This is a genomic window from Streptomyces sp. NPDC058620, from assembly GCF_042717135.1.
In the GTDB taxonomy this organism is placed as follows: domain Bacteria; phylum Actinomycetota; class Actinomycetes; order Streptomycetales; family Streptomycetaceae; genus Streptomyces.
Genome location: NZ_JBHXQO010000002.1, coordinates 105,063 through 125,386 on the forward strand (window position 1 = coordinate 105,063; position 20,324 = coordinate 125,386).

Annotated in this window: 20 protein-coding genes, 1 pseudogene and 1 riboswitch; of the genes and pseudogenes, 11 read left to right on the forward strand and 10 right to left on the reverse strand. The window is 71.3% G+C overall.

Going from position 1 to position 20,324, the window contains the following annotated elements:
• Position 1: 1 nt before the first annotated feature.
• Positions 2-1,294: a sensor histidine kinase gene (locus ACFWSK_RS02865; RefSeq protein ID WP_383781060.1), complete on the reverse strand. Its 1,293-nt coding sequence runs from the start codon at positions 1,292-1,294 to the stop codon at positions 2-4.
• Between the two features lie 259 nt (positions 1,295-1,553).
• On the opposite strand from ACFWSK_RS02865, the gene ACFWSK_RS02870 reads away from it, so the two are divergent.
• The 4 genes and pseudogenes from ACFWSK_RS02870 to ACFWSK_RS02885 all read left to right on the forward strand — a co-directional run bounded on the left by ACFWSK_RS02870 (position 1,554) and on the right by ACFWSK_RS02885 (position 4,431).
• Positions 1,554-2,111, forward strand: coding sequence for a heme-binding protein (locus ACFWSK_RS02870; RefSeq protein ID WP_383781063.1), 558 nt, complete (start codon positions 1,554-1,556; stop codon positions 2,109-2,111).
• A gap of 34 nt (positions 2,112-2,145) precedes the next feature.
• A complete protein-coding gene (locus ACFWSK_RS02875) occupies positions 2,146-2,295 on the forward strand; it encodes a hypothetical protein (RefSeq protein ID WP_383781066.1) in 150 nt (49 codons plus the stop codon).
• Positions 2,296-2,477: 182 nt separating this feature from the next.
• Positions 2,478-2,945 (forward strand): annotated as a pseudogene (locus ACFWSK_RS02880) (YncE family protein); the annotation flags it as partial.
• Positions 2,946-2,991: 46 nt separating this feature from the next.
• The gene (locus ACFWSK_RS02885; RefSeq protein ID WP_383781068.1) at positions 2,992-4,431 is read left to right on the forward strand and encodes a M1 family metallopeptidase; all 1,440 of its coding nucleotides are present in this window, start codon (positions 2,992-2,994) and stop codon (positions 4,429-4,431) included.
• Between the two features lie 86 nt (positions 4,432-4,517).
• On the opposite strand, the gene ACFWSK_RS02890 is transcribed toward ACFWSK_RS02885, so the two are convergent.
• Positions 4,518-5,036 carry a GNAT family N-acetyltransferase gene (locus ACFWSK_RS02890; RefSeq protein WP_383781072.1) on the reverse strand — a complete coding sequence of 173 codons (519 nt, stop codon included), beginning with the start codon at positions 5,034-5,036 and terminating at the stop codon, positions 4,518-4,520.
• Positions 5,037-5,156: 120 nt separating this feature from the next.
• Positions 5,157-5,732 (reverse strand): TerD family protein, encoded by a 576-nt coding sequence (locus tag ACFWSK_RS02895; protein ID WP_328905060.1) that lies wholly within the window; start codon positions 5,730-5,732, stop codon positions 5,157-5,159.
• A 184-nt stretch (positions 5,733-5,916) separates the two neighbouring features.
• Here ACFWSK_RS02895 and arfB point away from each other — a divergent pair, with 184 nt between their 5' ends.
• Positions 5,917-6,351 carry an alternative ribosome rescue aminoacyl-tRNA hydrolase ArfB gene (gene arfB, locus ACFWSK_RS02900; protein WP_382740799.1) on the forward strand — a complete coding sequence of 145 codons (435 nt, stop codon included), beginning with the start codon at positions 5,917-5,919 and terminating at the stop codon, positions 6,349-6,351.
• A 34-nt stretch (positions 6,352-6,385) separates the two neighbouring features.
• On the opposite strand, the gene ACFWSK_RS02905 is transcribed toward arfB, so the two are convergent.
• Positions 6,386-6,892, reverse strand: a complete 507-nt coding sequence (locus ACFWSK_RS02905; protein WP_383781075.1) for a flavin reductase family protein — start codon at positions 6,890-6,892, stop codon at positions 6,386-6,388.
• Between the two features lie 382 nt (positions 6,893-7,274).
• Here ACFWSK_RS02905 and cdgB point away from each other — a divergent pair, with 382 nt between their 5' ends.
• Together cdgB and ACFWSK_RS02915 are read left to right on the forward strand one after the other, a co-directional pair.
• Positions 7,275-8,930, forward strand: a complete 1,656-nt coding sequence (gene cdgB, locus ACFWSK_RS02910; RefSeq protein WP_383781078.1) for a diguanylate cyclase CdgB — start codon at positions 7,275-7,277, stop codon at positions 8,928-8,930.
• 143 nt (positions 8,931-9,073) lie between these two features.
• Positions 9,074-10,033, forward strand: a complete 960-nt coding sequence (locus ACFWSK_RS02915; RefSeq protein ID WP_383781080.1) for a carbohydrate-binding protein — start codon at positions 9,074-9,076, stop codon at positions 10,031-10,033.
• Between the two features lie 89 nt (positions 10,034-10,122).
• Here the strand turns inward: ACFWSK_RS02915 and ACFWSK_RS02920 are convergent, their stop codons facing one another.
• From ACFWSK_RS02920 to ACFWSK_RS02930, 3 genes are all read right to left on the reverse strand, one after another.
• Positions 10,123-11,043, reverse strand: a complete 921-nt coding sequence (locus ACFWSK_RS02920) for a 1-phosphofructokinase family hexose kinase (RefSeq protein WP_383781082.1) — start codon at positions 11,041-11,043, stop codon at positions 10,123-10,125.
• Between the two features lie 142 nt (positions 11,044-11,185).
• On the reverse strand, positions 11,186-12,337 hold the full coding sequence (nagA, locus tag ACFWSK_RS02925) for an N-acetylglucosamine-6-phosphate deacetylase (protein WP_383781085.1): 1,152 nt from the start codon (positions 12,335-12,337) through the stop codon (positions 11,186-11,188).
• A complete protein-coding gene (locus ACFWSK_RS02930; RefSeq protein ID WP_383781087.1) occupies positions 12,337-13,269 on the reverse strand; it encodes an ROK family protein in 933 nt (310 codons plus the stop codon). The genes nagA and ACFWSK_RS02930 overlap by 1 nt, the downstream gene beginning before the upstream one ends.
• Before the next feature lie 187 nt (positions 13,270-13,456).
• Between ACFWSK_RS02930 and ACFWSK_RS02935 the strand changes: the two genes are divergently transcribed.
• The 3 genes from ACFWSK_RS02935 to otsB all read left to right on the forward strand — a co-directional run bounded on the left by ACFWSK_RS02935 (position 13,457) and on the right by otsB (position 16,004).
• Positions 13,457-14,734, forward strand: coding sequence for an ABC transporter substrate-binding protein (locus ACFWSK_RS02935; RefSeq protein ID WP_383781089.1), 1,278 nt, complete (start codon positions 13,457-13,459; stop codon positions 14,732-14,734).
• Positions 14,735-14,796: 62 nt separating this feature from the next.
• Entirely contained in the window at positions 14,797-15,033 is a 237-nt protein-coding gene (locus ACFWSK_RS02940) for a DUF3263 domain-containing protein (RefSeq protein WP_383781092.1), read from the forward strand.
• A 119-nt stretch (positions 15,034-15,152) separates the two neighbouring features.
• A complete protein-coding gene (gene otsB / locus ACFWSK_RS02945; protein WP_383781094.1) occupies positions 15,153-16,004 on the forward strand; it encodes a trehalose-phosphatase in 852 nt (283 codons plus the stop codon).
• Here the strand turns inward: otsB and ACFWSK_RS02950 are convergent.
• The 3 genes from ACFWSK_RS02950 to ACFWSK_RS02960 form a co-directional block, all read right to left on the reverse strand.
• The gene (locus ACFWSK_RS02950; RefSeq protein ID WP_383781098.1) at positions 15,981-17,360 is read right to left on the reverse strand and encodes a trehalose-6-phosphate synthase; all 1,380 of its coding nucleotides are present in this window, start codon (positions 17,358-17,360) and stop codon (positions 15,981-15,983) included. The two genes, otsB and ACFWSK_RS02950, sit on opposite strands and share 24 nt — an antisense overlap.
• A 77-nt stretch (positions 17,361-17,437) precedes the next feature.
• Complete coding sequence (locus ACFWSK_RS02955; protein WP_383781100.1) at positions 17,438-17,728, reverse strand: hypothetical protein; 291 nt, start codon at positions 17,726-17,728, stop codon at positions 17,438-17,440.
• Positions 17,729-17,765: 37 nt separating this feature from the next.
• Positions 17,766-18,716 (reverse strand): glucosyl-3-phosphoglycerate synthase, encoded by a 951-nt coding sequence (locus tag ACFWSK_RS02960; RefSeq protein WP_383781103.1) that lies wholly within the window; start codon positions 18,714-18,716, stop codon positions 17,766-17,768.
• A 152-nt stretch (positions 18,717-18,868) separates the two neighbouring features.
• Positions 18,869-18,996: riboswitch (SAM riboswitch) on the forward strand.
• A gap of 18 nt (positions 18,997-19,014) precedes the next feature.
• On the opposite strand from ACFWSK_RS02960, the gene thrC reads away from it, so the two are divergent.
• Positions 19,015-20,307, forward strand: a complete 1,293-nt coding sequence (thrC, locus tag ACFWSK_RS02965; protein ID WP_383781105.1) for a threonine synthase — start codon at positions 19,015-19,017, stop codon at positions 20,305-20,307.
• Positions 20,308-20,324 lie beyond the last annotated feature (17 nt).

The window sequence follows — 20,324 nt, forward strand, 5'->3', positions numbered from 1 at the left end:
GTCATACGGGTTCCTCCGGTGACGTGGGCGGTGACGTGGGCGATGACATGGGCGGGGCGGACGGCGGCGGGGGCGCCGGGTACAGGGGGATCGCCGCCGTCAGGACCGTGCCCTCGCCCGGTGCGGACTCGATCGTCAGCGTCCCCCCGAGCTGCTGGACGCGCGCCCGCACCGCCGGCAGCCCGTGCCCCCGCAGCCCGCCGGACGGGCGGACCACCGGCGCGGAAGGCGTGAAGCCGCGGCCGTTGTCGGCGATGTCGAGGACGACCCGGTCGTCGAGGTGGGTCAGTGTCACCGCCGCCGCCGTCGCCTCCGCGTGCTCGCGGACGTTCGCCAGGGCCCCCTGCGCGATCCGCAGCAGTGCGGACAGCACCCGGTCCGGAAGCGCCGTGTGCGGGGTGCCCTCCACATGGCAGTGGACGGTGATCCGGCCCTGGACCGTCTCGCGGGCGGCGAGTGCGCGCAGCGCCTCCTCCAGGCCGCCGCCCTCCGCCAGATCGGCCGGGGCCAGATCGTGGACGAAGCGGCGCGCCTCGGCGAGATTGCGCTCCGCGATGCCCGTCGCCGTGAGGACGTGGCGGCGGGCGGCGGACGGGTCGGCGTCCCAGGTGCGGTCGGCGGCCTGGAGCAGCATCTGCTGGCTCGACAGGCCCTGCGCCAGGGTGTCGTGGATCTCCATGGACAGCCGCTGGCGTTCGGCGAGGGTTCCTTCGCGCCGCTCGGTGGCGGCCAGTTCGCGCCGCGTACGCAACAGGGCGTCGATCAGTTCGCGCTGCTGTGCGGCCAGCTCCCGCTGGCGTGCCGCCTGGCGCTGCATCTGTACGAAGACGGCCGTGGCCACGGCGGCCACGGCGGGCGGGGCCAGCACCAGGTTCGGATCGAAGCCCTTGGCCAGGCTCAGCTGCGCGACGACGACGAACACGGTCAGCAGCGCGACGAGGGCGTACGCGGCACGGGACGGCAGAATCCGCAGCCCGGTGTAGAAGAGCGGCACCGCGCACCACGCGTAGCTCGGCGCGAGGAGGACCAGGACCATCCAGACGACGACCAGGACGCTCAGCCAGACCAGCCGGCGGGGGGTGGGCCGGGAGCCGAGCACCGGGCCCAGGAGGTAGAGCACGGCGAGGCCGACCGACAGCGCGATGATCCACGGGGTGCGGGCCTCGCCGGGGTGGCGGAGCAGGAAGCGGGCGAGCGAGGCGCCCAGCAGCAGGAAGAACGCGGCGTGCATGAGCAGCGCGAGCCACCGTGCGTCGGGGTCCGTGCTCAGGTCCGGTCCGGTTCGGTGCTGCACTGCGTACCCCGTCCCTGCCGACGACCTGTGATGCCCTGCTGTGATGCCCTGTGACGACCTGCCGATCCGACGCTGACCTGCGCAGACACCTCCATGGTGACCCCTTGGGGCGACCCCCGCATCAACCGATCGGCCGATGGGGCCGTCAACCGTCCCGGGCAGCTCGTCGAGCCGGTACGCCGACGCCACGGGGCCGGTTCCGGCCGGAGGATCGATGGCAGAGACGAAACACCGAACGACTTACTCCGAGGAGCCCGCCATGAAGAAGATGTCGATGCGTACCCGCGTCCTGACCGGCGCCGTCGCCGCCGCAGCCCTGAGCGCCGGCACCTTCGGTGCGATGTCCGCGAACGCCTCCGCCCCGGCCGCCGCCCCCGCCGCGGCCATCGCGGCCGACGCCACCGACGAGAACCTCCAGCAGACCACGCACCTCACCGTGGCCGCCGCGACCGAGGCCGCGCAGGCGACGCTGGACGCGGCGAAGAAGGAGAACCAGCGGGTCTCCGTCGCCGTGGTCGACCGCAACGGCAAGACCCTCGTGACGCTGCGCGGCGACGGCGCGGGCCCGCAGTCCTACGAGGCGGCCGAGAAGAAGGCGTTCACCGCCGTCTCCTGGAACGCACCGACCTCCGAGCTTGCCAAGCGCCTGGCCCAGGCCCCCACGCTGAAGGACATCCCCGGCACCCTGTTCCTCGGCGGCGGCGCCCCGGTCCAGGTCAAGGGCGCCCCGGTCGCGGGCATCGGCGTGGCCGGCGCCCCGAGCGGCGACCTGGACGAGAAGTTCGCCCGCGCGGGCGTCGCCTCGCTCGCCCGCTAGTCAGCACGGCCCGGCTCACCCAGGGAGTAAGCGCATGAAGGCCCTCGATCACGAGTTGCTCGAAGCCGCACGCACCGGCGACACCGAAGGCGTGCGGGCCGTGATCGAGGGCGGTGCCCGCGCCGACGTCCGCGACGAGGAACCGCGTACACCGCTGCTCCGGGACGCCGGGGGTGACCGATGAGTGCCCGCAGGGCGGTGCTGGCCCTCGTGGCGGGAGCCGTACTCGCCGGGTGCGCGCCGGGTACGACGAACGGGGCGACGGACCCGACGACCGGGACTCCGAGGACACCGGTGGCGACCACCGGGGGCACCCCCGATGGTCGCGACGGCACCCTCCTCGTCACCGACTTCGGCAGTGACACCCCGTACGGCACCGAGGGCGGCCTCGCCTCCTGGCTCAAGCCGCACTACGCCGTCGTACGCCCCGAGGACGGAAAGCTGCTCCTGCCCTTCGAGGGCGAACGGCTCGCCGTCCTCGACCCGCGCACCGGCAGGGTCGCGATCGAGGAGATGACCGCCGACACCCATCAGCACGGTGCGGCCCTCGCCCCCGACGGCACCCTCCTGGTCGTCGGCACGGGCCCGATCACCTCCGACGACCGGGCCGCCTCCCTCACCATCCGTACGCCGGACGGCAAGGAGCGCATCATCCCCCTGGACGGTCCGCACGAGGACGTGGCGGTGTCCAAGGACGGCCGGACGGCGTACGTCACCGGAGGCTTCACCCGCGACGGCTACTGGAACGGGATCACCGTCGTCGACCTCACGGGCGACCGGAAACCGGTCAGGTCCGGCGGCGGCGAGCGCCCCCTCGGCATCGCCGTCCTCTGACGCCGCGACGCGCCCAACCCGACATTCCGCACATAGGATCAACGGTGTGGATCAGCGAAATCCGATACGGCGCACGGCGCCCGCCGCGGCCCTGCTGTGCGTCCTGACCACCGTCGCCACCGCCTGCACCGCGGTCACCGCCGGGGTGGTGGGCACGCCCGGCGCGGCCGGGCTGCGCGACCCGTACTTCCCGAGGCTCGGCAACGGGGGCTACGACGTCACGCACTACGACCTGGACCTGGACGTCGACGTCCGCTCCGGCCGGGACGAGCTGCGCGGCACCGCGACGATCACCGCCCGCGCCACGCAGCACCTCAGCTCCTTCAACCTCGATCTCGCCGGGCTCGACGTCACGAGCGCGACCGTCGAGGGACGCCCGGCCGCCGTCAACCGCGCGGGCAGCGAACTGACCCTGCGCCCGGACGCCGGCGTCGAGGACCGTCTGCGCAAGGGCCGGACGTTCCGTACGGTCGTCCGCTACTCCGGCGCCCCACGGACCATCACCGACCGGGACCGTTCGGAGGAGGGCTGGCTGAAGACCGCCGACGGGTCCCTCGCGCTCGGTCAGCCGACCGGGTCCATGGCCTGGTTCCCCGGCAACAACCACCCGAGCGACAAGGCGTCGTACGACATCGCCGTCACCGTCCCGAAGGGGCTGACGGCCGTGTCCAACGGCGAACCCGTCTCCCGCCGGACGGCCGGAGACCGCACCACCTACCGCTGGCGCACCACTGAGCCGATGGCGAGCTACCTGGCGACGGTCGCCATCGGCCACTACACGACGAAGAGCTCGAAGACCGCAGAGGGCCTTGAGGTGTTCACCGCCGTCGACCCGAAGGTGGCGCGGGCGAGCGCCCCGGCCCTCGCCCGTATCCCCGAGGTGATGACGTGGGCGGCCGGGAGGTTCGGCCCGTACCCCTTCTCCTCCACCGGCGCGATCATCGACCGGCGGGGCGACGCCGGATACGCGCTGGAGACACAGAACCGGCCGGTCTTCCCCGGCCCGCCCACCACCGGCCTCCTCGTCCACGAGCTGGCGCACCAGTGGTTCGGGGACTCGGTGACGCCCGCGACCTGGCGGGACATGTGGCTCAACGAGGGCTTCGCGACGTACGCGGAGTGGCTCTGGGCCGAGGACTTCGAGGGCACCCCGACCCGGGAGAGCTTCGCCGTGGCGTTCCTGGACGACGACAACTGGGCGTTTCCGCCGGGCGATCCGCCGAGCGCCGCGGAACTGTCCGCGCCGCCGGTGTACGGGCGCGGGGCCATGGTGCTCGAAATGCTCCGGCAGGCGGTGGACGACGACAAGGTGTTCTTCGGCCTGCTCAGGGGCTGGGCGACGGCACACCGGCACGGCAACGCGTCGACGGACGACTTCACCGCCTACGCGGAGAAGCGGACCGGCCTGGATCTGAGCGGACTGTGGGACACCTGGCTGTACGGGGACGGCCGCCCGGACGACCCGGACGCGCCGGTCACGCCCTGACCCCGGCCGCCGGTCACGCCCTGACCCCCGGCCCGCCGGTCACTCCCTGACCCCGGCCCGCCGGTCGCCCCTGACCCCGGCGACGGTCAGACAACCGTCAGCGGCTTGCGCAGGACCGCGCACGGGCGGTTCAGCTGCCGGTCGGGGCGGTGGGCGATGATCTCGTAACCCAGCGCCGTCCAGAACGCGAGCGCCTCCGGGTTGTTCTCCAGGACCGCGAGCCGCACGCCGTGCCGCCCCGCCGCCCGGAAGCGTTCCTCGACGCGTTCCGCCAGCTCCCTCCCGTACCCGGACCGGTGCTGAGCGGCGTCGACCATCAGGAGGCCGATCCACGGATCGGGGTCGGCCGGGTCGGGGTGGTGCGCGAGGGTGATCGCGACGCCCACCAGGCGGCCCCGCGACCGGGCGAGGAGCACTTCGGCGTCCGGGTGCGCCAGTTCGTCGGCGAGCGCGGTGGCGACCTGGGCGGGGCTGATGTCGTCCGGGTCCGGGAAGTCGCCGCTGAGCTGCTGGAAGGCCCGGTTCGACGCGTACAGCGCGGTGAGTTCGGTGAGCAGCGGGCCGGGGATGTCGTGGTCGGCCGGCACCAGCGGTTCGATGATCATGCGGCGCACCTTACGCGCGCGACGCGCGGGAGCCCCCGGCCGACAGGACGCGGCCGGGGGCTCCCGGAGCACTGGGGCGAGCCCCGGCGGTTCATCGCCGAGGACGCCCGAGCGGTGGAATCAGAGGTTGACGCCGAAGTCCTGCGCGATGCCGCGCAGACCCGATGCGTAACCCTGGCCGACCGCGCGGAACTTCCACTCGGCACCGTTGCGGTAGAGCTCGCCGAAGACCATGGCGGTCTCGGTGGCGGCGTCCTCGCTCAGGTCGTAGCGCGCGAGCTCCGTGCCACCGGCCTGGTTGATGATGCGGATGAACGCGTTGCGGACCTGGCCGAAGTTCTGGCTGCGGGTCTCGGCGTCGTAGATCGAGACCGGGAAGACGATCTTGTCGATGTCGGCCGGCAGACCCGCCAGGTTGACGTTGATCTGCTCGTCGTCGCCCTCGCCCTGGCCGGTGACGTTGTCACCGGTGTGGACGATGGTCTGGTCCGGCGTCGCCTTGTTGTTGAAGAAGACGAAGTGGCCGTCGGAGAAGACCTTGCCGGCCGTGTTGACCGCGATCGCCGAGGCGTCGAGGTCGAAGTCGGTACCGGTGGTGGTGCGGACGTCCCAGCCGAGGCCGACCGTGACGGCGGTAAGGCCCGGTGCCTCCTTGGTGAGCGAGACGTTGCCGCCCTTGGACAGGCTTACTGCCATGGGAAGTCCCTTTCCTCGTCGTATACGGGCTTCGTGCCATCACGAAAGCTACCGTCACCCGTCATAACGCAGGCAACAGACCACGAGGTTCCTGTTCCCTTTACTTTCTTTGCCGAACTTCTGGCCCAATCGGGACAGCGAGTACGGCAAAAGAAGGTGACGAACAGGCTGTGGGACGGGGAACATGGGTGTCATGTCCGGGCCCTATGTCATCCGCGGTGCGGTCTCCCTGCCGGAGGCCGAGCTCATGTGGCGTTTCTCGCGGTCCTCCGGGCCCGGCGGGCAGCACGTCAACACCAGCGACTCGCAGGCGGAACTCCGCTTCGACCTCGCGGCGACCGAGTCGCTCCCCGAGGTGTGGAAGGCGCGCGCCCTGGAACGGCTGGCGAGCAAGCTGGTCAACGGTGTGGTGGTGGTACGGGCGTCCGAGCACCGTTCCCAGTGGCGCAACCGCGAAACGGCCGCCGTCCGGCTCGCCGCACTGCTCGCGGAGGCCACGGCGCCACCCCCCAAGGCGCGCGTCAAGCGCCGGATTCCACGCGGGATCAACGAGCGCCGGCTGCGGGAGAAGAAGCAGCGCGGCGACACGAAACGCGGCCGTTCCGGCCGTGACTGGTGAGGACGGCTGAGCGTCGACGCGGCCCGACGGCCCCTCAGCCCAGTTGGCGGTAGCGGCCCTTGAAGTACGTCAGCGGCTCGCCGTCCGCGCTCGGCAGGTCCGCCGTCAGCACCCGCCCGATCACCAGGGTGTGATCACCTGCCAGGACCCGCTGCTCCGTCCGGCACTCCAGCGTCGCGAGCGCTCCGCCGACCAGGGGGGCCCGGGTCACCTCACCCCGTAGGCAGGGGATGTCCTCGAACAGCAGCCGGTCGCTGATCCGGCCCTTCATGGCGAACCGGCCGGCGATCTGGCGCTGGCTCCCCGCGAGGACCGAGACCGCCCACAGGGGCTGTTCGGCCAGCAGGTCGTCCATCCGGGAGTCGTTGCGCAGGCTGACCATGACCAGGGGCGGGTCCAGGGAGACCGACATGAAGGCGGTCGCCGTCATCCCGACGTCCTCGCCGCGGCCGTGTTCGTCGAGCGGCGGCTCCTGGGCGGTGACCAGCACCACACCCGCGGCCAGCCGGGCGAGGGCGGCGCGGAACTCGTCGTTGCTCACCCCCTCAGCATGGGGGATGGGCTCGGGGCGTGGGGTGGGGGGCTCCGTCTGCAACACACCGGGCACGCTAGTCCCGCGCCGCGCCCGGCCGCATCGGACCAGGGGACCAGCCAGGTCCTAGGACCACGGGAGCAGGCGGCGGGGCCGCCGCGCACCGCAACGGACTGCAACGTACAGATTTGCGTTCAAGAAAACGACGGAAGGCGCCGGAGGCCGTCCGCACCCCCTTCACCACCTGTTGTGACTTGGCTCACAGAGAGCAATATTTGTTGACCCTGTGTACCGAGTGCACAGCTCACTGTGATTCAGTGGCCGTGACACTGCAAGAAGTACGTCGATATGAAACCTGGAGTTGCTGTCGAGGTCTCGGGGAGTGCGAGCAATGGAGGCCGAGTCGGAGCCCTACGTCCGCCTTGCGACCATGCGGCAGCTGCACCAGGCCGTCGCTGATCTCAACACGGCGCGGAGTCTGGCGGACACCCTGCAGACCGTGGCCGACGGAATCGTCTCCGGCCTCGGTTACGAACTGGGCTGCGTGAACCTCGTGCGGCCCGACGGCGACCTTGTCGTCGCCGCGTTCGCGGGCAACTCCGCGGCCGAAGCGCTGATCACCGGACGCGTCGGTTCGCGTGAGTCCTGGGAGCGCAGGCTGGCCATGGGCGAGGTCTGGGACGAGCTCCGTTTCATACCCCACACCCAGGGCTGGGTACTCCTCGAAGACGACGTACCCCAGTGGCACACCGAGGGCCCCGAGCCCCGCTTCGAGGACGAGTGGCACCCCCTGGACCGGCTCTACGCCCCGATGTACGCATCAGGTGGCGGCCAGGACCTCCTCGGCGTGATATCCGTCGACCGGCCGCGCAACATGCGCCGGCCCGGCGCGTGGGGGCGCGAAGCGCTCCAGATGTACGCGTCACAGGCGGCGATTGCGATCAGTAACGCCCGCCTCCGAGCAAACATGCAGCGGGCTCTCGTCAGGCTCGAACGCGAACAGCAGGCGCTGCGGGCCAGCGAGGAGTCCTTCCGCCAGGCGTTCGAGTACGCACCCAGCGGTATGGCCATCGCCGAGATGGGCGGCGACCAGCACGGCAGGCTCCTGCGCACCAACGACGCCCTGTGCCGCCTCCTGGGCCGCCCCGCCTCCGTGCTGCGCCGCTACTCCTTCGCCGACCTCGTCCACCCGGAGGACATCGGCACCCTGCTGCGTACGTCGGCCGAGGGCGGCCGTGCCGAGCTGCGGCTCGGGCGCCGCGACGGCACGTACCTCTGGGTCTCGCTGCGCAACTCCGTCGTCGCGGACACCGCCGACGGCCCCCGATTCCTCCTCACCCACGTCGAGGACATAGAGGAGCGCAAGCGGCACGAGCTGCATCTCGCGCACCGCGCCTCGCACGACGCGCTCACCGGCCTGCCCAACAGTGCCGAGCTGCGGGCCAGGCTCGGCGCCCGCCTCTGCGAGAGGCCCCACTCGGTGGCCTCCACCGCGATCGAGGCGCTGGACGCGGCGTACGGCGACGCCGAGGCTTCCCGGGTGCACGGCTACCAGGCCGACGGATACGACGCTGACCCGGTGCCGGGCGGCGGTCCGTACGACCACCATGTGCACACGGCGGCGCCGGACACCGAGCGCGACGACGGCTCGAAGGGCCTCGCGGTCCTCTTCTGCGACCTCGACGGCTTCAAGTCGATCAACGACCGTTTCGGACATCACACCGGGGACGCCGTCCTGATCGAGGTGGCCAGGCGGCTCAGCACCTGCGTGCGGGACGGAGACACGGTCGCGCGGCTCGGAGGTGACGAATTCGTCGTCCTCGCGGACGGTCTCGGGGCCGCAGATGCCGCAGATCTGGCCGTACGCTTGCGTAATGCCATCATTCCGCCCATCCGGGTGGATGGCAGGGCGGTCAGGGTAGGTGCGAGTTTCGGCGTCGGCTGGGCCGAGTGCGGTATGACCGCTGAAGAGGTCCTGCGCTCCGCCGACCAGCGGATGTACGTCGAAAAACGCTCCCGGTCGAAGGTTCACCGCAGAGCCGGCTGAGGTTTACGGCAAGGCCATCCCCTTACCCCGCCCCGGTTTCCGATGCCGTCCCTGAGTGGCAGCGGCAATGAGAGCCCTGCTCCGTTCGGGGTAGGCTCGGCCGGTCGGCGACGGCTGGCGACATGGTGAGGAGTGACCCAGGGATGACGGCCGGAAACAACGGCGCGAGCAAGCCCGAGGACGACGATCCGTTCGGCTATCTGTACGCGGACGGACAGGCGGCAGGCGCCCAGGCGCCCGGCCAGGGAGGCTACGGCTACCCCGGTCCGGCCGCTCAGCCCGGCGTGCCCAGAACCTCGTACAACCAGGTGCGGACCGTCGGCGAGCGCCAGTACGGACAGGTTCCGCATCAGCAGGCGTACGGCCAGCCGCCCCAGGCACCGTACGGCCAGCCGCACCCGCAGTACGCGGCCCCCGAGACGTATCCGGGTGGCGGCACGCAGGGTCCGCAGCAGGGCGGCCGGGGCGCCGGCTCGGGCCGGGGCGGCCCCAACAACAAGGCGCTGCTGATCGCGGCGGTCGCCGTGGTCGCGGTCGTGCTCATCGGGATCGGTGCCGCTCTCCTCTCGGACGAGGGCGACGCCGACAAGAAGAAGAACGAGGCCGGCACGTCGGCGGGGCCCGCCGGTGAGGTCGAGGAGTCCCCGAAGACGGAGGAGTCCAAGAAGCCGGACGAGCCGGCCGAGCTCCCGAAGCAGGACGCGGCGACGCTGTCGCTCGGTGGCACGGCGGCCCTGGAGAACACGGTCAAGGGCGCCAAGAGCGCGAACGGTCAGTACATCAGCCTCAACGAGGTCGGCCGCTCGGCGACCTGGACGGTCGACGTGCCGGAGGCCGGTCCGTACACGCTGTACGTGACGTACGGAGTGCCGGGCAAGGACGCCAAGACGACCCTCACGGTCAACGCCGAGGCGCCCCGCTCCATCAACATGACGAACTTCGCGCACGCCGCGGAGGGTGACCTGGAGAAGGGGTGGACGAACACGTACGCGTACGTCAACCTCACCAAGGGCTCGAACACGCTGAAGCTCTCGTGCGAGACGGGCGACCAGTGCGACGCCAATCTCGACCAGCTCTCGCTGAAGGCGGGCCACATCAAGTAGCCCCGCCGGTCCTTCCAGGAGCCGCCCCCCGTCCCGGTCCTCGCCCCGCGAGAGCCGGGACGAGGCGTTTTCGGGGCAGGGAAGCCGGCTCAGGCCGCGTGCTGCTCGATGCCGACCCGCGTCAGCAGGTCCGCGTAGGCCGTGCTGTCGAACTCACCCGCGGCCGGGGCCAGCACCGTCGCCGTCGACAGGGCCACCGCCCGGGTCAGCCGGTCCGGCCAGCTCAGGCCCTCGGCGATGCCGGAGAGCAGCCCGGCCACCGCGGAGTCGCCCGCGCCCGTCGGATTGCCCCGCACGGCGGCGGGCGGGGAGGCCCGCCAGACCCCGTCCGGGGTGGCGGCGAGCATGCCGTCGGCGCCCAGGGACGCGACCACGCTGTGCGCGCCGCGCCGGCGGGCGTCGTGGGCGGCGCGCAGGGGTTCGCGGGCGCCGGTGAGCTGGGCGAGCTCGTCGGCGTTGGGCTTGACCAGGTCGGGGCGGGCGGCGATGCCCCGGCGCAGGGGTTCGCCGCTGGTGTCCAGGAGGACGGGGACCCGGGCGGTACGGGCGAGGCGGACCAGTTCGGCGTAGGCGCCCACGTGGATGCCGGGCGGGAGGCTGCCGCAGAGGGCGACCGCGTCGGCTCCGGCGAGCAGACCCTCGTACGTACGCAGGAAGCCGGCCCATTCCTCGGCGGATATCTGGGGGCCCGGTTCGTTCAGCTGGGTGGTGTCGCCGGTGGCGGCGTCGGCGACGGCGAGGGTGCGGCGGGTGTTCCCGGCGACGGTGACGAGTGCGTCGCGCGGCGGGAGCGGGGCCAGCAGCTCGCGCAGGACGGCTCCGGTGGGGCCGCCCGCGAAGCCGGTGACCACCGTGTCATGGCCGAGTGCGGCGAGCACCCGGGCCACGTTGAGGCCCTTGCCGCCGGGGCGTTCGGTGACTTCGGTGACCCGGTGGCTGGTGTGCGGGACGAGGGCCGGGACGGCGTACGTCAGATCGAGCGCGGTGTTGAGTGTGACGGTCAGGATCACCTGCGCCGGTCTCCGATCCCTTGTAGCGCCGTCCAGTACGCGCTTTCCCGCTGCCGGTTCCGGCCCTGACGATCATGCCAAAGAGACGGCGGTCGGCCCAGGTCTCCGGGTCAACCGCCGTCTCTTCGTTACGTGCTCTTCGCTACGCGCCGGGCTCGATGATCCATTCACCCTTGCGCATGACGCCCTTGAGGACGAAGTCCTCGTCCAGGACCACGAGGTCCGCGTCCTTGCCGGGTTCCAGCGAGCCGACCCTGTCGTACACGCCGAGGAGCCGCGCCGGGTTGGCGGAGATGGACTGGACGACGTCGCCGACGGGAATCCGGTCGATGGTCACGGCCCGGCGGAACGCGGTGTCCAGGGTGAGCGTGGAGCCGGCGATCGAGCCGCCCTCCACCAGGCGGGCGACGCCGTCCTTCACCTCGACCGCGAGCGGGCCCAGCTGGTACTGGCCGTCGCCGAAGCCGGCCGCGTCCATCGCGTCCGTGATCAGCGCGACGCGGGCGGCGCCCGCGCGGTGGTAGGCCAGTTCCAGGGCGGCGGGGTGCAGATGCGTGCCGTCGTTGATCAGCTCGACGGTGATCCGCTCGTCCTCCAGGAGGGCGGCGATCGGGCCCGGTGCGCGGTGGCCGAGGCCCGGCATCGCGTTGTAGAGGTGCGTGGCGACGGTGGCGCCCGCGTCGATCGCCTCGACGGTCTGCTCGTACGTCGCGTCGGTGTGCCCGATGGCCGCGATCACGCCGTGCTCGGCGAGCAGGCGTACGGAGTCGATGCCGCCGGGCAGTTCGGTGGCGAGGGTGAACATCTTCGCCGTGCCGTGCGCCGCGTCCATCAGCTTGCGGACCTCGGCCGGGTCCGGGTCGCGCAGCAGGCCCTCGCTGTGGGCGCCCTTGCGGCACGGGGAGATGAACGGGCCCTCGAAGTGGATCCCGGCGAGGTCGCCCTGCTGGACCAGCTCGGAGAGGATGCCGGCCCGCTGGACGAGGAAGTCCATCTCCCCGGTGACGGTGGAGGCAACCAGGGTGGTGGTGCCGTGCTCGCGATGCGTACGGACGCCGGTCAGGACCTCGTCCACGGTGCCGGAGGTGAAGGACGCGCCGCCGCCGCCGTGGTTGTGCATGTCGACGAAGCCGGGCACGACCCAGTGGCCGTTCAGGTCGACGGTACGGGCGCCCTCGGTCGCACTGCCGGCGATCCTGCCGCCCTCGACGATCACCCGGCCGTTCTCGACCGTCCCGGTCGGCAGCACCACCCGGGCACCTGCGAGAACTGTGCTGTCTGCGCGTCCGGCCATCAGGCGGATACCTCCGTGGAGAGAAGATCCCAGGCGAGCAGCCCTGCGCCCAGGCATCCGGCGGTGTCCCCGAGGGCCGCCGGAACGATGTGAGGCAGCTTCTGGAACGTGACGCGTTCCTCGACAGCCGCACGCAGTGGTGTGAACAAGGTTTCCCCCGCCTCGGCCAGACCGCCACCGATGATGAGCGTGCGGGGGTCCAGCAGCGTGAGCGCGGTGACCAGTCCGGCGGCGAGCGCGTCGACCGCGTCCTGCCATACCCGTGCGGCGGCCGGGTCGCCGGATTCGACGGCCTTCGCGCAGTCCGCCGCGTCCGCGTCGGGGTCTCCGGACGCGGCGGCCCAGGCCCGGGTCACCGCGGAGGCGGAGGCCAGGGTCTCCAGGCAGCCGCGCTGGCCGCAGCCGCAGTCCGGGCCGTCCGGCCGGACGACGATGTGGCCGATCTCGCCCGCGTAACCGTGGGCGCCCGCCTCGATGGAGCCCGCGATGCCGATGGCGCCGGCGATCCCGGTGCCCAGCGGTACGAAGAGGAAGCGGTCGGCGCCCCTGCCCGCGCCGATCCGGCCCTCGGCGAGGCCGCCGGTCCTGACGTCGTGGCCGAGCGCGACGGGTACGCCGCCGAGCCGCTCGGCGAGCAGGGCGCGCATGGGTACGTCGCGCCAGCCGAGGTTCGAGGCGTAGACCGCGATGCCGTTCTCGGCGTCGACGATGCCGGGCACGGCGACGCCCGCGGCGACCGCACCGGTGCCGAAGTGCTCCTCGCCGTACGCGTGCAGCTCGGCGGCGAACGCGAGGATCGTCTCCACGACGGCGTCGGGACCGCGCTCCCTGCCGGTGGCCCGCCGCGCCTCGTGGAGGAGGGTGCCGTCGGCCCCGACCAGTGCGGCCTTCATTCCTGTGCCGCCCACATCGAGGGCGATGACATGTCTCACGGGAGACAGTTTCGCCCGTCGGCAGCAAAAGGTCTAGTCCACTATCGCGGTTTGTTGCGGCTCCATACAAAATCGGGCGGTGCCGATACGTTGCCTAAGCGAGACTCCTGTGGCGTAGACCTCTCGGTGAACGTGGGGGAAAATCGCCCTTCGGTGGGGGCCGTGTAAGTGATGTATTCGAATGAGGATGGGCGAGGCCGTGCAGCGGCGCTTTTTGGGTCTGACCGCGGCGGTGGCCGCACTTGGCATGACGGCAACACTGTCGGGCTGCGCGAGCGGCAGCGGCTCGGGTGACGTCACCCTGAAGTTCGTGGCGGCCGACTACGGCACCAGCGCGGCGAACACGTCCGAGACCTACTGGAACAACCTCGCCCGGAACTTCGAGGCCGCTCACCCCGGCATCAAGGTCGACGTCCACGTGTACGCGTGGAAGGACGTCGACCGCGAGGTCGCCGAGATGGTCGCCCAGAACAAGGCCCCGGACATCGCCCAGATCGGCGCGTACGCCGACTACGCGAAGAAGGACAAGCTCTACACGGCCGACCAGATGCTCGCCATCCGTACGCAGGCCAACTTCCTTCCCTCGCTGAGTGACGCGGGCAAGGTCAACGGCGAGCAGTACGGTCTGCCGTTCATCGCGAGCACCCGGCTGCTCTTCTTCAACAAGAAGCTCTTCAGCGACGCCGGGCTCGACGCGCCGAAGACCTGGGCGGACATCCAGCGCGATGCCACCCGGCTCAAGGAGCGCGGCGTCCGGTACCCCTTCGCGCTGCCCCTCGGGCCGGAGGAGTCCCAGGCCGAGACCCTGATGTGGCTGCTCAGCGGCGGCGGTGGCTACACGGACGATGTCGGTGGGTACAACATCGACTCCGCGGAGAACATCGCCACGCTCACCTGGCTGAGGGACAACCTCGTCGGCAAGGGGCTCACCGGGCCCGTCGCCCCGGGCAAGCTGGACCGGGCCAAGGCGTTCGACGCGTTCACCCGGGGCCAGGTGGGCATGCTCAACGGGCACCCGACGCTGATGGAGGACGCCGAGAAGGAGGGCGTCGAGGTCGGAATGGTGCCGCTGCCCGGCGTCGACGGGCCCACCACGGGCTCGATGGGCGTGGCCGACTGGATGATGGGCTTCAAGCAGAACGAGCACCGCGAGGAGATCGGCAAGTTCTTCGACTTCGCGTACAACGACGAGAACGTGCTCGCGTTCGCGGACGAGTACGACATGCTGCCCGTCACGGACAGCGCCTCCGCGGAGATGGAGACGGACGCCCGGCACAAGCCGCTGCGGGAGTTCCTGGCGGCGCTGCCGAACTCGCAGTTCTACCCGTTCGCCAAGACGTCCTGGGCGCAGGCGAGCGAGGCCATCAAGGAGAGCATCGGCACCGCGGTGGAGCCGAACGGCAACCCGGAGAGCGTGCTCGCGGAGATAGCGAAGAAGGCGACGGACGCCGAGCAGGCGGAGTAGCCGTCGGTATGCGGAGCGGGTGGGGTGGCGCGGGTGTCCGAGTGGCCGATTAGGTTGTTCATATGACCGAAGACCCCCCACTCTCCGACCGGGACCGAGCGCTGCTCGCCCTGGAGCGGCGCTCCTGGGCGGGGCCGGGGGCGAAGGAACGGGCGATCCGTGAGGAGCTCGGGATGTCGCCGGTTCGCTACTACCAGCTGCTGAACGCGCTGATCGACGATGTGCGGGCGCTGGAGGAGGACCCGGTGACGGTGAACCGCCTCCGAGCGGTACGGGCTGCCCGCCGCGACCGCCGCTGACCGTGCGCCTCCGTCGCGGGGCTCCGCCCCACACCCCGGTCCTCAATCGCCGGGCGATAGAGGGCACAGGGGTTCGGGGCTGAGCCCCGGGAAGACCGTTGCCGCTATAGGGTCGACGCATGGGCAGTCATCCCGTTCACCTGCCGGCCCCGACCACCGCGGCCGGCCGCGAAGGTCTCGCCGCGATCCTCGCCCGGCCCGACCGAGCCGTGGTCGCCCTCGATTTCGACGGCACGCTCGCCGACATCGTCCCCGACCCGGAGCAGGCCCGCGCCCACCCCGGCGCCGTCCCGGCCCTCGCCGCACTCGCCCCACGCGTCGCGTCCGTCGCCGTGATCACCGGCCGCCCGGCCGGCGTCGCCGTGCGGTACGGCGGCTTCGCGGGGGTGCCCGGTCTCGATCACCTCGTCGTCCTCGGCCATTACGGCGCCGAACGCTGGGACGCCGTCTCCGGCACCGTGCATGCCCCCGCCCCCCACCCCGGCATCGCCGCCGTACGCGCCGAACTCCCCGGTGTGCTCCATGAGGCGGGCGCCTGGCACGGCAGCTGGGTGGAGGAGAAGGGACAGGCCGTCGCCGTACACACCCGCAGGGCCGAGGACCCGCAGGCCGCCTTCGAGTCGCTCCGGGGGCCCCTGGGCCGGCTCGCGGCCGCGCACGGGCTGATCGTCGAACCGGGCCGCCTGGTCCTGGAGTTGCGCCCACCCGGCATGGACAAGGGCGTCGCTCTCGCCGAGTACGTACGGGAGACGGACGCCGAGTCCGTCCTGTACGCCGGTGACGACCTCGGCGACCTCGCCGCCTACGCCGCCGTGGAGAAGCTCCGCACCGAGGGCCCGGACGGCATCCCCGGCCTGCTGATCTGCAGCGGCAACGCCGAAGTGCCCGAACTCGCCGAGCGGGCCGACCTGTTGGTGCCCGGCCCGGCCGACGTCGTCGGTTTCCTGTCAGCCCTCGCGCAGCGCCTCTAGCTGGTCCAGGAACCACTGCTGCGGCGGCAGCGCCGTCGCCGCCGCGGCCAGTGCCTTCGTGCGGTCGGCCCGCTCGTCGTGCGGCATCGACAGCGCCTGGTGCAGCGCCTCGGCCGTGGCCGACACGTCGTACGGGTTCACCACGATGGAGGCGTCGCCCAGCTCCTCGTACGCCCCCGCCTCCCGCGACAGCACCAGTACGCAGCCGTCGTCGGAGACCACGGGGACCTCCTTGGCGACCAGGTTCATACCGTCACGGATCGGGTTCACCAGCGCCACGTCGGCCAGCCGGTACGCCGCGAGTGAGCGCGCGAAGTCGTCCTTGACGTGCAGGATCACGGGCGTCCAGCCAGGCGTCCCGTACTCCGCGTTGATCTCGTCGGCCAGCGTCTGCACCGCCGCCGTGTACTCCCGGTACACCACGAGGTCCTGCCGCGAGGGATAGGCGAACGCGATGTGGGCGACCCGCTCGCGCCACTCCGGGTGCTCCGCCAGCAGCGCCCGGTACGCGAGCAGCCCGCGCACGATGTTCTTGGAGAGCTCCGTCCGGTCCACCCGCACGATCGTCCGCCGGCCGGGACCCACCTGCTCCCGCAGGGCTTCCATCCGCTCGTCCACGTCGGCCTCGTGCGCGCGGCGGCGCAGGAACTCCGCGTCCGCCCCCAGCCCGTGCACCCCGATCCGGGTGCGGCCGGTGCCGCCCAGGATCTCCGTGCAGCAGCCGATGAAGGCGTCGGCCCACCGCCGGGTGAGGAACGCCGCCCGGTCGGCGCCGAGAATGCCCCGCAGCAACTGCTCCCCGATGTCGTCGGGCAGCAGGCGGAAGTAGTCGACGGGTGCCCACGGGGTGTGCGAGAAGTGCCCGATCCGCAGATCGGCACGGAGCTCGCGGAGCATGCCCGGCACCAGTGCGAGGTGGTAGTCCTGCACGAGGACCGCCGCCCCCTCGCCCGCCTCCTCGGCGAGCGCTTCGGCGAAGGCCCGGTTGTACGCCTCGTACGAGGCCCACTGCCGCCTGAACTCCGCGTCGAACGCGGGCTCCAACGGGGTCTGGTACAGCATGTGGTGGACGAACCAGAGCACCGAGTTCGCGATGCCGTTGTACGCGTCGGCGTGCAGAGCGGCGTCGATGTCGAGCATCCGTACGCCCGGTTCGGCGACCCCCTGCCTGACCGCCTCGCGGTCGCCGTCGCTCAGGGCCGCGCACACCCACAGCTTGTCGTCGACCGCGCTGAGGCCGGAGACCAGGCCGCCTCCGCCCCGTTTCGATGTGAGCGAGCCGTCCTCGCCCCGGGTGTACGACACCGGGCCGCGGTTGGACGCGACGAGAACCTGGGCAGCGTGCTCGGAAACCATGTACCGGAACCTAGCCGCTTCCGTAACCCCCCAAACGTGAGTACGGCCCCCGGCTGGGCGGGCTGGCGCCCCGCCGGTCAGCCGTGGTCGCGTTCGCGTCCCCGGCCGCGCGCCGCCGCGCGGGCGACCGCCCCGGCCCCGGTCAGGGCGAACCCGAGGCCGCCGAGCAGCCACAGCCGCTCGCTGTTGCCGCCGGTCTCGGCCAGGGAGCCGTGCGCGGGGCGCGGCACCTCCGTGGCCGGGGCGGCGGCGGCCGGTGCCGGGGTGGCCGGCCCGGCCACGAGGGAGCCGAGCACGGCCAGGGGAGCGGCGTATGCGGGCAGTCGGCGCCACCGGCGCAGAGCGGCCCTCGGTCGAGAAGAAGCCATAGAAGGGAAATGTAGGGAACTTTTATGACTGAACCGGTTACGCCGCGCGATGGGACAGATACTCCTCGATGTCCCGCATCGGAGGCCGCTCCTCCGTATCGACCGCATGGGTGCACGGCACGAAGCCGTTCTCGCCCCGCTCGAACTGGGTCAGCACCGGTCGCACCAGGTGCCCCCGGGAGAGCCGCGTCTGTGCGGTGCGGTAGATCGTCGCGGCCATCCTGCCCAGCGCCTGGCCGTCCTGGTGACGGTGTTTGCGTACGCCGACGTCGACCTGGGCCAGTGCGTCCAGGCCCACCAGGTGCAGCGAGTCGATGAGCAGTCCCAGCTCCACTCCGTAACCGACGGGGAAGGGCAGCTGTTCGAGCAGGGAGCGCCGCACCGCGTACTCGCCGCCGAGCGGCTGGACGAAACCGGCCAGCTGCGGCCAGTGCAGATTGAGCAGGGGCCGTGCGACCAGTTCAGTGACACGACCGCCCTGACCGGCGGTGTTGCCCAGCGGCCGGTCGTACATCGCCTTCACGAACTGCACCGAGGGATCGGTGAGCAGCGGCCCGACGGTCCCGGAGACGAAGTCCGCGGAGAAGTCCTTCAGGTCCGCGTCGACGAAGCAGACGATCTCACCGCTCGTGACCAGCAGTGACCGCCACAGGACCTCGCCCTTGCCGGGGATGGCGGGTATTCGGGGGAGGATCGCGTCCCGGTGCACCACCCGGGCGCCCGCCTCCGTGGCGACCCGCGCGGTCGCGTCCGTCGATCCGGAATCGATGACCACCAGCTCGTCGATCAGCGGCACGCGCTCCATCAGCTCGCGCCGGATCGTCGTCACGATGTCGCCGACCGTCGCCTCCTCGTTGAGGGCGGGCAGGACGACGCTGATGCTGCCGCGGCGTGGGTCCCGGGTCCTGGCGGCCGCGAGACGATCCAGCGGACGATCGGCGGCCGACCAGGAACGCCTGGTCAGCCAACGTTCCACCTCTTCGATCACGGTCGAATCTCCCTGCGTGTGATCCATCTCGCGGTTCGGACGACTCTCTCAACCGTCCGAGGCTTCGGTTACAGTCTTGAACAACGCGGACGGCCCTCGCATCTCGGGGTCGCCCGCCGACAAACGCCTGGATCGGTGATCCAGCGCCACAGCGCTCATCCAGAGGGACTGAGGGAACGGCCCGTTGAAGTCCCGGCAACCCCCCCATCGACCGCGAGGTCACGGTGGGGAAGGTGCCAAATCCGTCTTGTGGCGAAATTCGCCATGAGGAAGATGAGGAGAAAGGGCCTCCGCCAGCATGGCTGTGCAGACTGAACTGACGAACACCCCTTCCACTGTGGACCTCGGTCCCGCCGCGGCGCTTTCCTGCCGTGAGTGCGGCGAGCGCTTCGAGCTCGGTCCCCTCTTCGCCTGTGCGTCCTGTTTCGGGCCGCTCGAAGTGGCGTACGACCTGCCGAGCGGCTCTCCCGACGAGCTGAAGAAGCGCATCGAGGCCGGACCCAACAACATCTGGCGCTACGCGCCGCTGCTGCCGGTCCCCTCCGATGTCGCGGACAAGCCCAACATCAACCCCGGCTTCACCAAGCTGGTCAAGGCCGACAACCTCGCCCGTGAACTGGGCGTCACCGGTGGCCTGTTCGTCAAGGACGACTCCGGGAACCCGACGCACTCCTTCAAGGACCGTGTCGTCGCGATCGCCGTCGAGGCCGCCCGCGCCTTCGGCTTCACCACCCTCTCCTGCTCCTCCACCGGCAACCTCGCCGGTGCGGTGGGCGCCGCCGCCGCCCGCGCCGGCTTCCGCTCCTGCGTGTTCATCCCGCACGACCTGGAACAGGGCAAGGTCGTCATGGCCGCGGTGTACGGCGGTGAGCTGGTCGGCATCGAGGGCAACTACGACGACGTCAACCGCTTCTGTTCCGAGCTCATCGGCGACCCGCTCGGCGAGGGCTGGGGCTTCGTCAACGTCAACCTGCGTCCGTACTACGGCGAGGGCTCCAAGACCCTCGCGTACGAGATCTGCGAGCAGCTCGGCTGGCAGCTGCCCGACCAGCTCGTGATCCCGATCGCCTCGGGTTCGCAGCTCACGAAGATCGACAAGGGGCTCCAGGAGCTCATCAAGCTGGGTCTGGTCGAGGACAAGCCGTACAAGATCTTCGGCGCCCAGGCCGAGGGCTGCTCCCCGGTGTCGGTGGCCTTCAAGGCCGGTCACGACGTCGTGCGTCCCCAGAAGCCGAACACGATCGCCAAGTCCCTGGCGATCGGGAACCCGGCCGACGGTCCGTACGTCCTGGACATCGCCCGCCGTACCGGTGGGGCCGTGGAGGACGTGAACGACGAGCAGATCGTCGACGCGATCAAGCTGCTGGCCCGTACCGAGGGCATCTTCGCGGAGACCGCGGGCGGGGTGACGGTCGGCGTGACGAAGAAGCTGATCGAGGCGGGTCTCCTCGACCCGACGCTGACCACCGTCGTCCTGAACACCGGTGACGGTCTCAAGACGCTCGACGCGGTGGCCGCGACCTCGCAGGCGACCGCGACGATCCGGCCGAGCCTGGACGCGTTCCGCGCCGCCGGCCTCGCCACCAGCTGATCACCCGAGACCGAAGG

Bases quoted from the DNA above. Each gene is read 5' to 3' on its own strand.
- cdgB (WP_383781078.1), top strand. From the start codon at position 7,275: ATGGAGGCCGAGTCGGAGCCCTACGTCCGCCTTGCGACCATGCGGCAG.
- arfB (WP_382740799.1), top strand. From the start codon at position 5,917: ATGGGTGTCATGTCCGGGCCCTATGTCATCCGCGGTGCGGTCTCCCTG.
- thrC (WP_383781105.1), top strand. From the start codon at position 19,015: ATGGCTGTGCAGACTGAACTGACGAACACCCCTTCCACTGTGGACCTC.
- nagA (WP_383781085.1), bottom strand. From the start codon at position 12,337: ATGGCCGGACGCGCAGACAGCACAGTTCTCGCAGGTGCCCGGGTGGTG.
- ACFWSK_RS02940 (WP_383781092.1), top strand. From the start codon at position 14,797: ATGACCGAAGACCCCCCACTCTCCGACCGGGACCGAGCGCTGCTCGCC.
- ACFWSK_RS02890 (WP_383781072.1), bottom strand. From the start codon at position 5,036: ATGATCATCGAACCGCTGGTGCCGGCCGACCACGACATCCCCGGCCCG.
- ACFWSK_RS02875 (WP_383781066.1), top strand. From the start codon at position 2,146: ATGAAGGCCCTCGATCACGAGTTGCTCGAAGCCGCACGCACCGGCGAC.
- ACFWSK_RS02915 (WP_383781080.1), top strand. From the start codon at position 9,074: ATGACGGCCGGAAACAACGGCGCGAGCAAGCCCGAGGACGACGATCCG.
- ACFWSK_RS02895 (WP_328905060.1), bottom strand. From the start codon at position 5,732: ATGGCAGTAAGCCTGTCCAAGGGCGGCAACGTCTCGCTCACCAAGGAG.
- otsB (WP_383781094.1), top strand. From the start codon at position 15,153: ATGGGCAGTCATCCCGTTCACCTGCCGGCCCCGACCACCGCGGCCGGC.
- ACFWSK_RS02955 (WP_383781100.1), bottom strand. From the start codon at position 17,728: ATGGCTTCTTCTCGACCGAGGGCCGCTCTGCGCCGGTGGCGCCGACTG.
- ACFWSK_RS02935 (WP_383781089.1), top strand. From the start codon at position 13,457: ATGGGCGAGGCCGTGCAGCGGCGCTTTTTGGGTCTGACCGCGGCGGTG.
- ACFWSK_RS02870 (WP_383781063.1), top strand. From the start codon at position 1,554: ATGAAGAAGATGTCGATGCGTACCCGCGTCCTGACCGGCGCCGTCGCC.
- ACFWSK_RS02950 (WP_383781098.1), bottom strand. From the start codon at position 17,360: ATGGTTTCCGAGCACGCTGCCCAGGTTCTCGTCGCGTCCAACCGCGGC.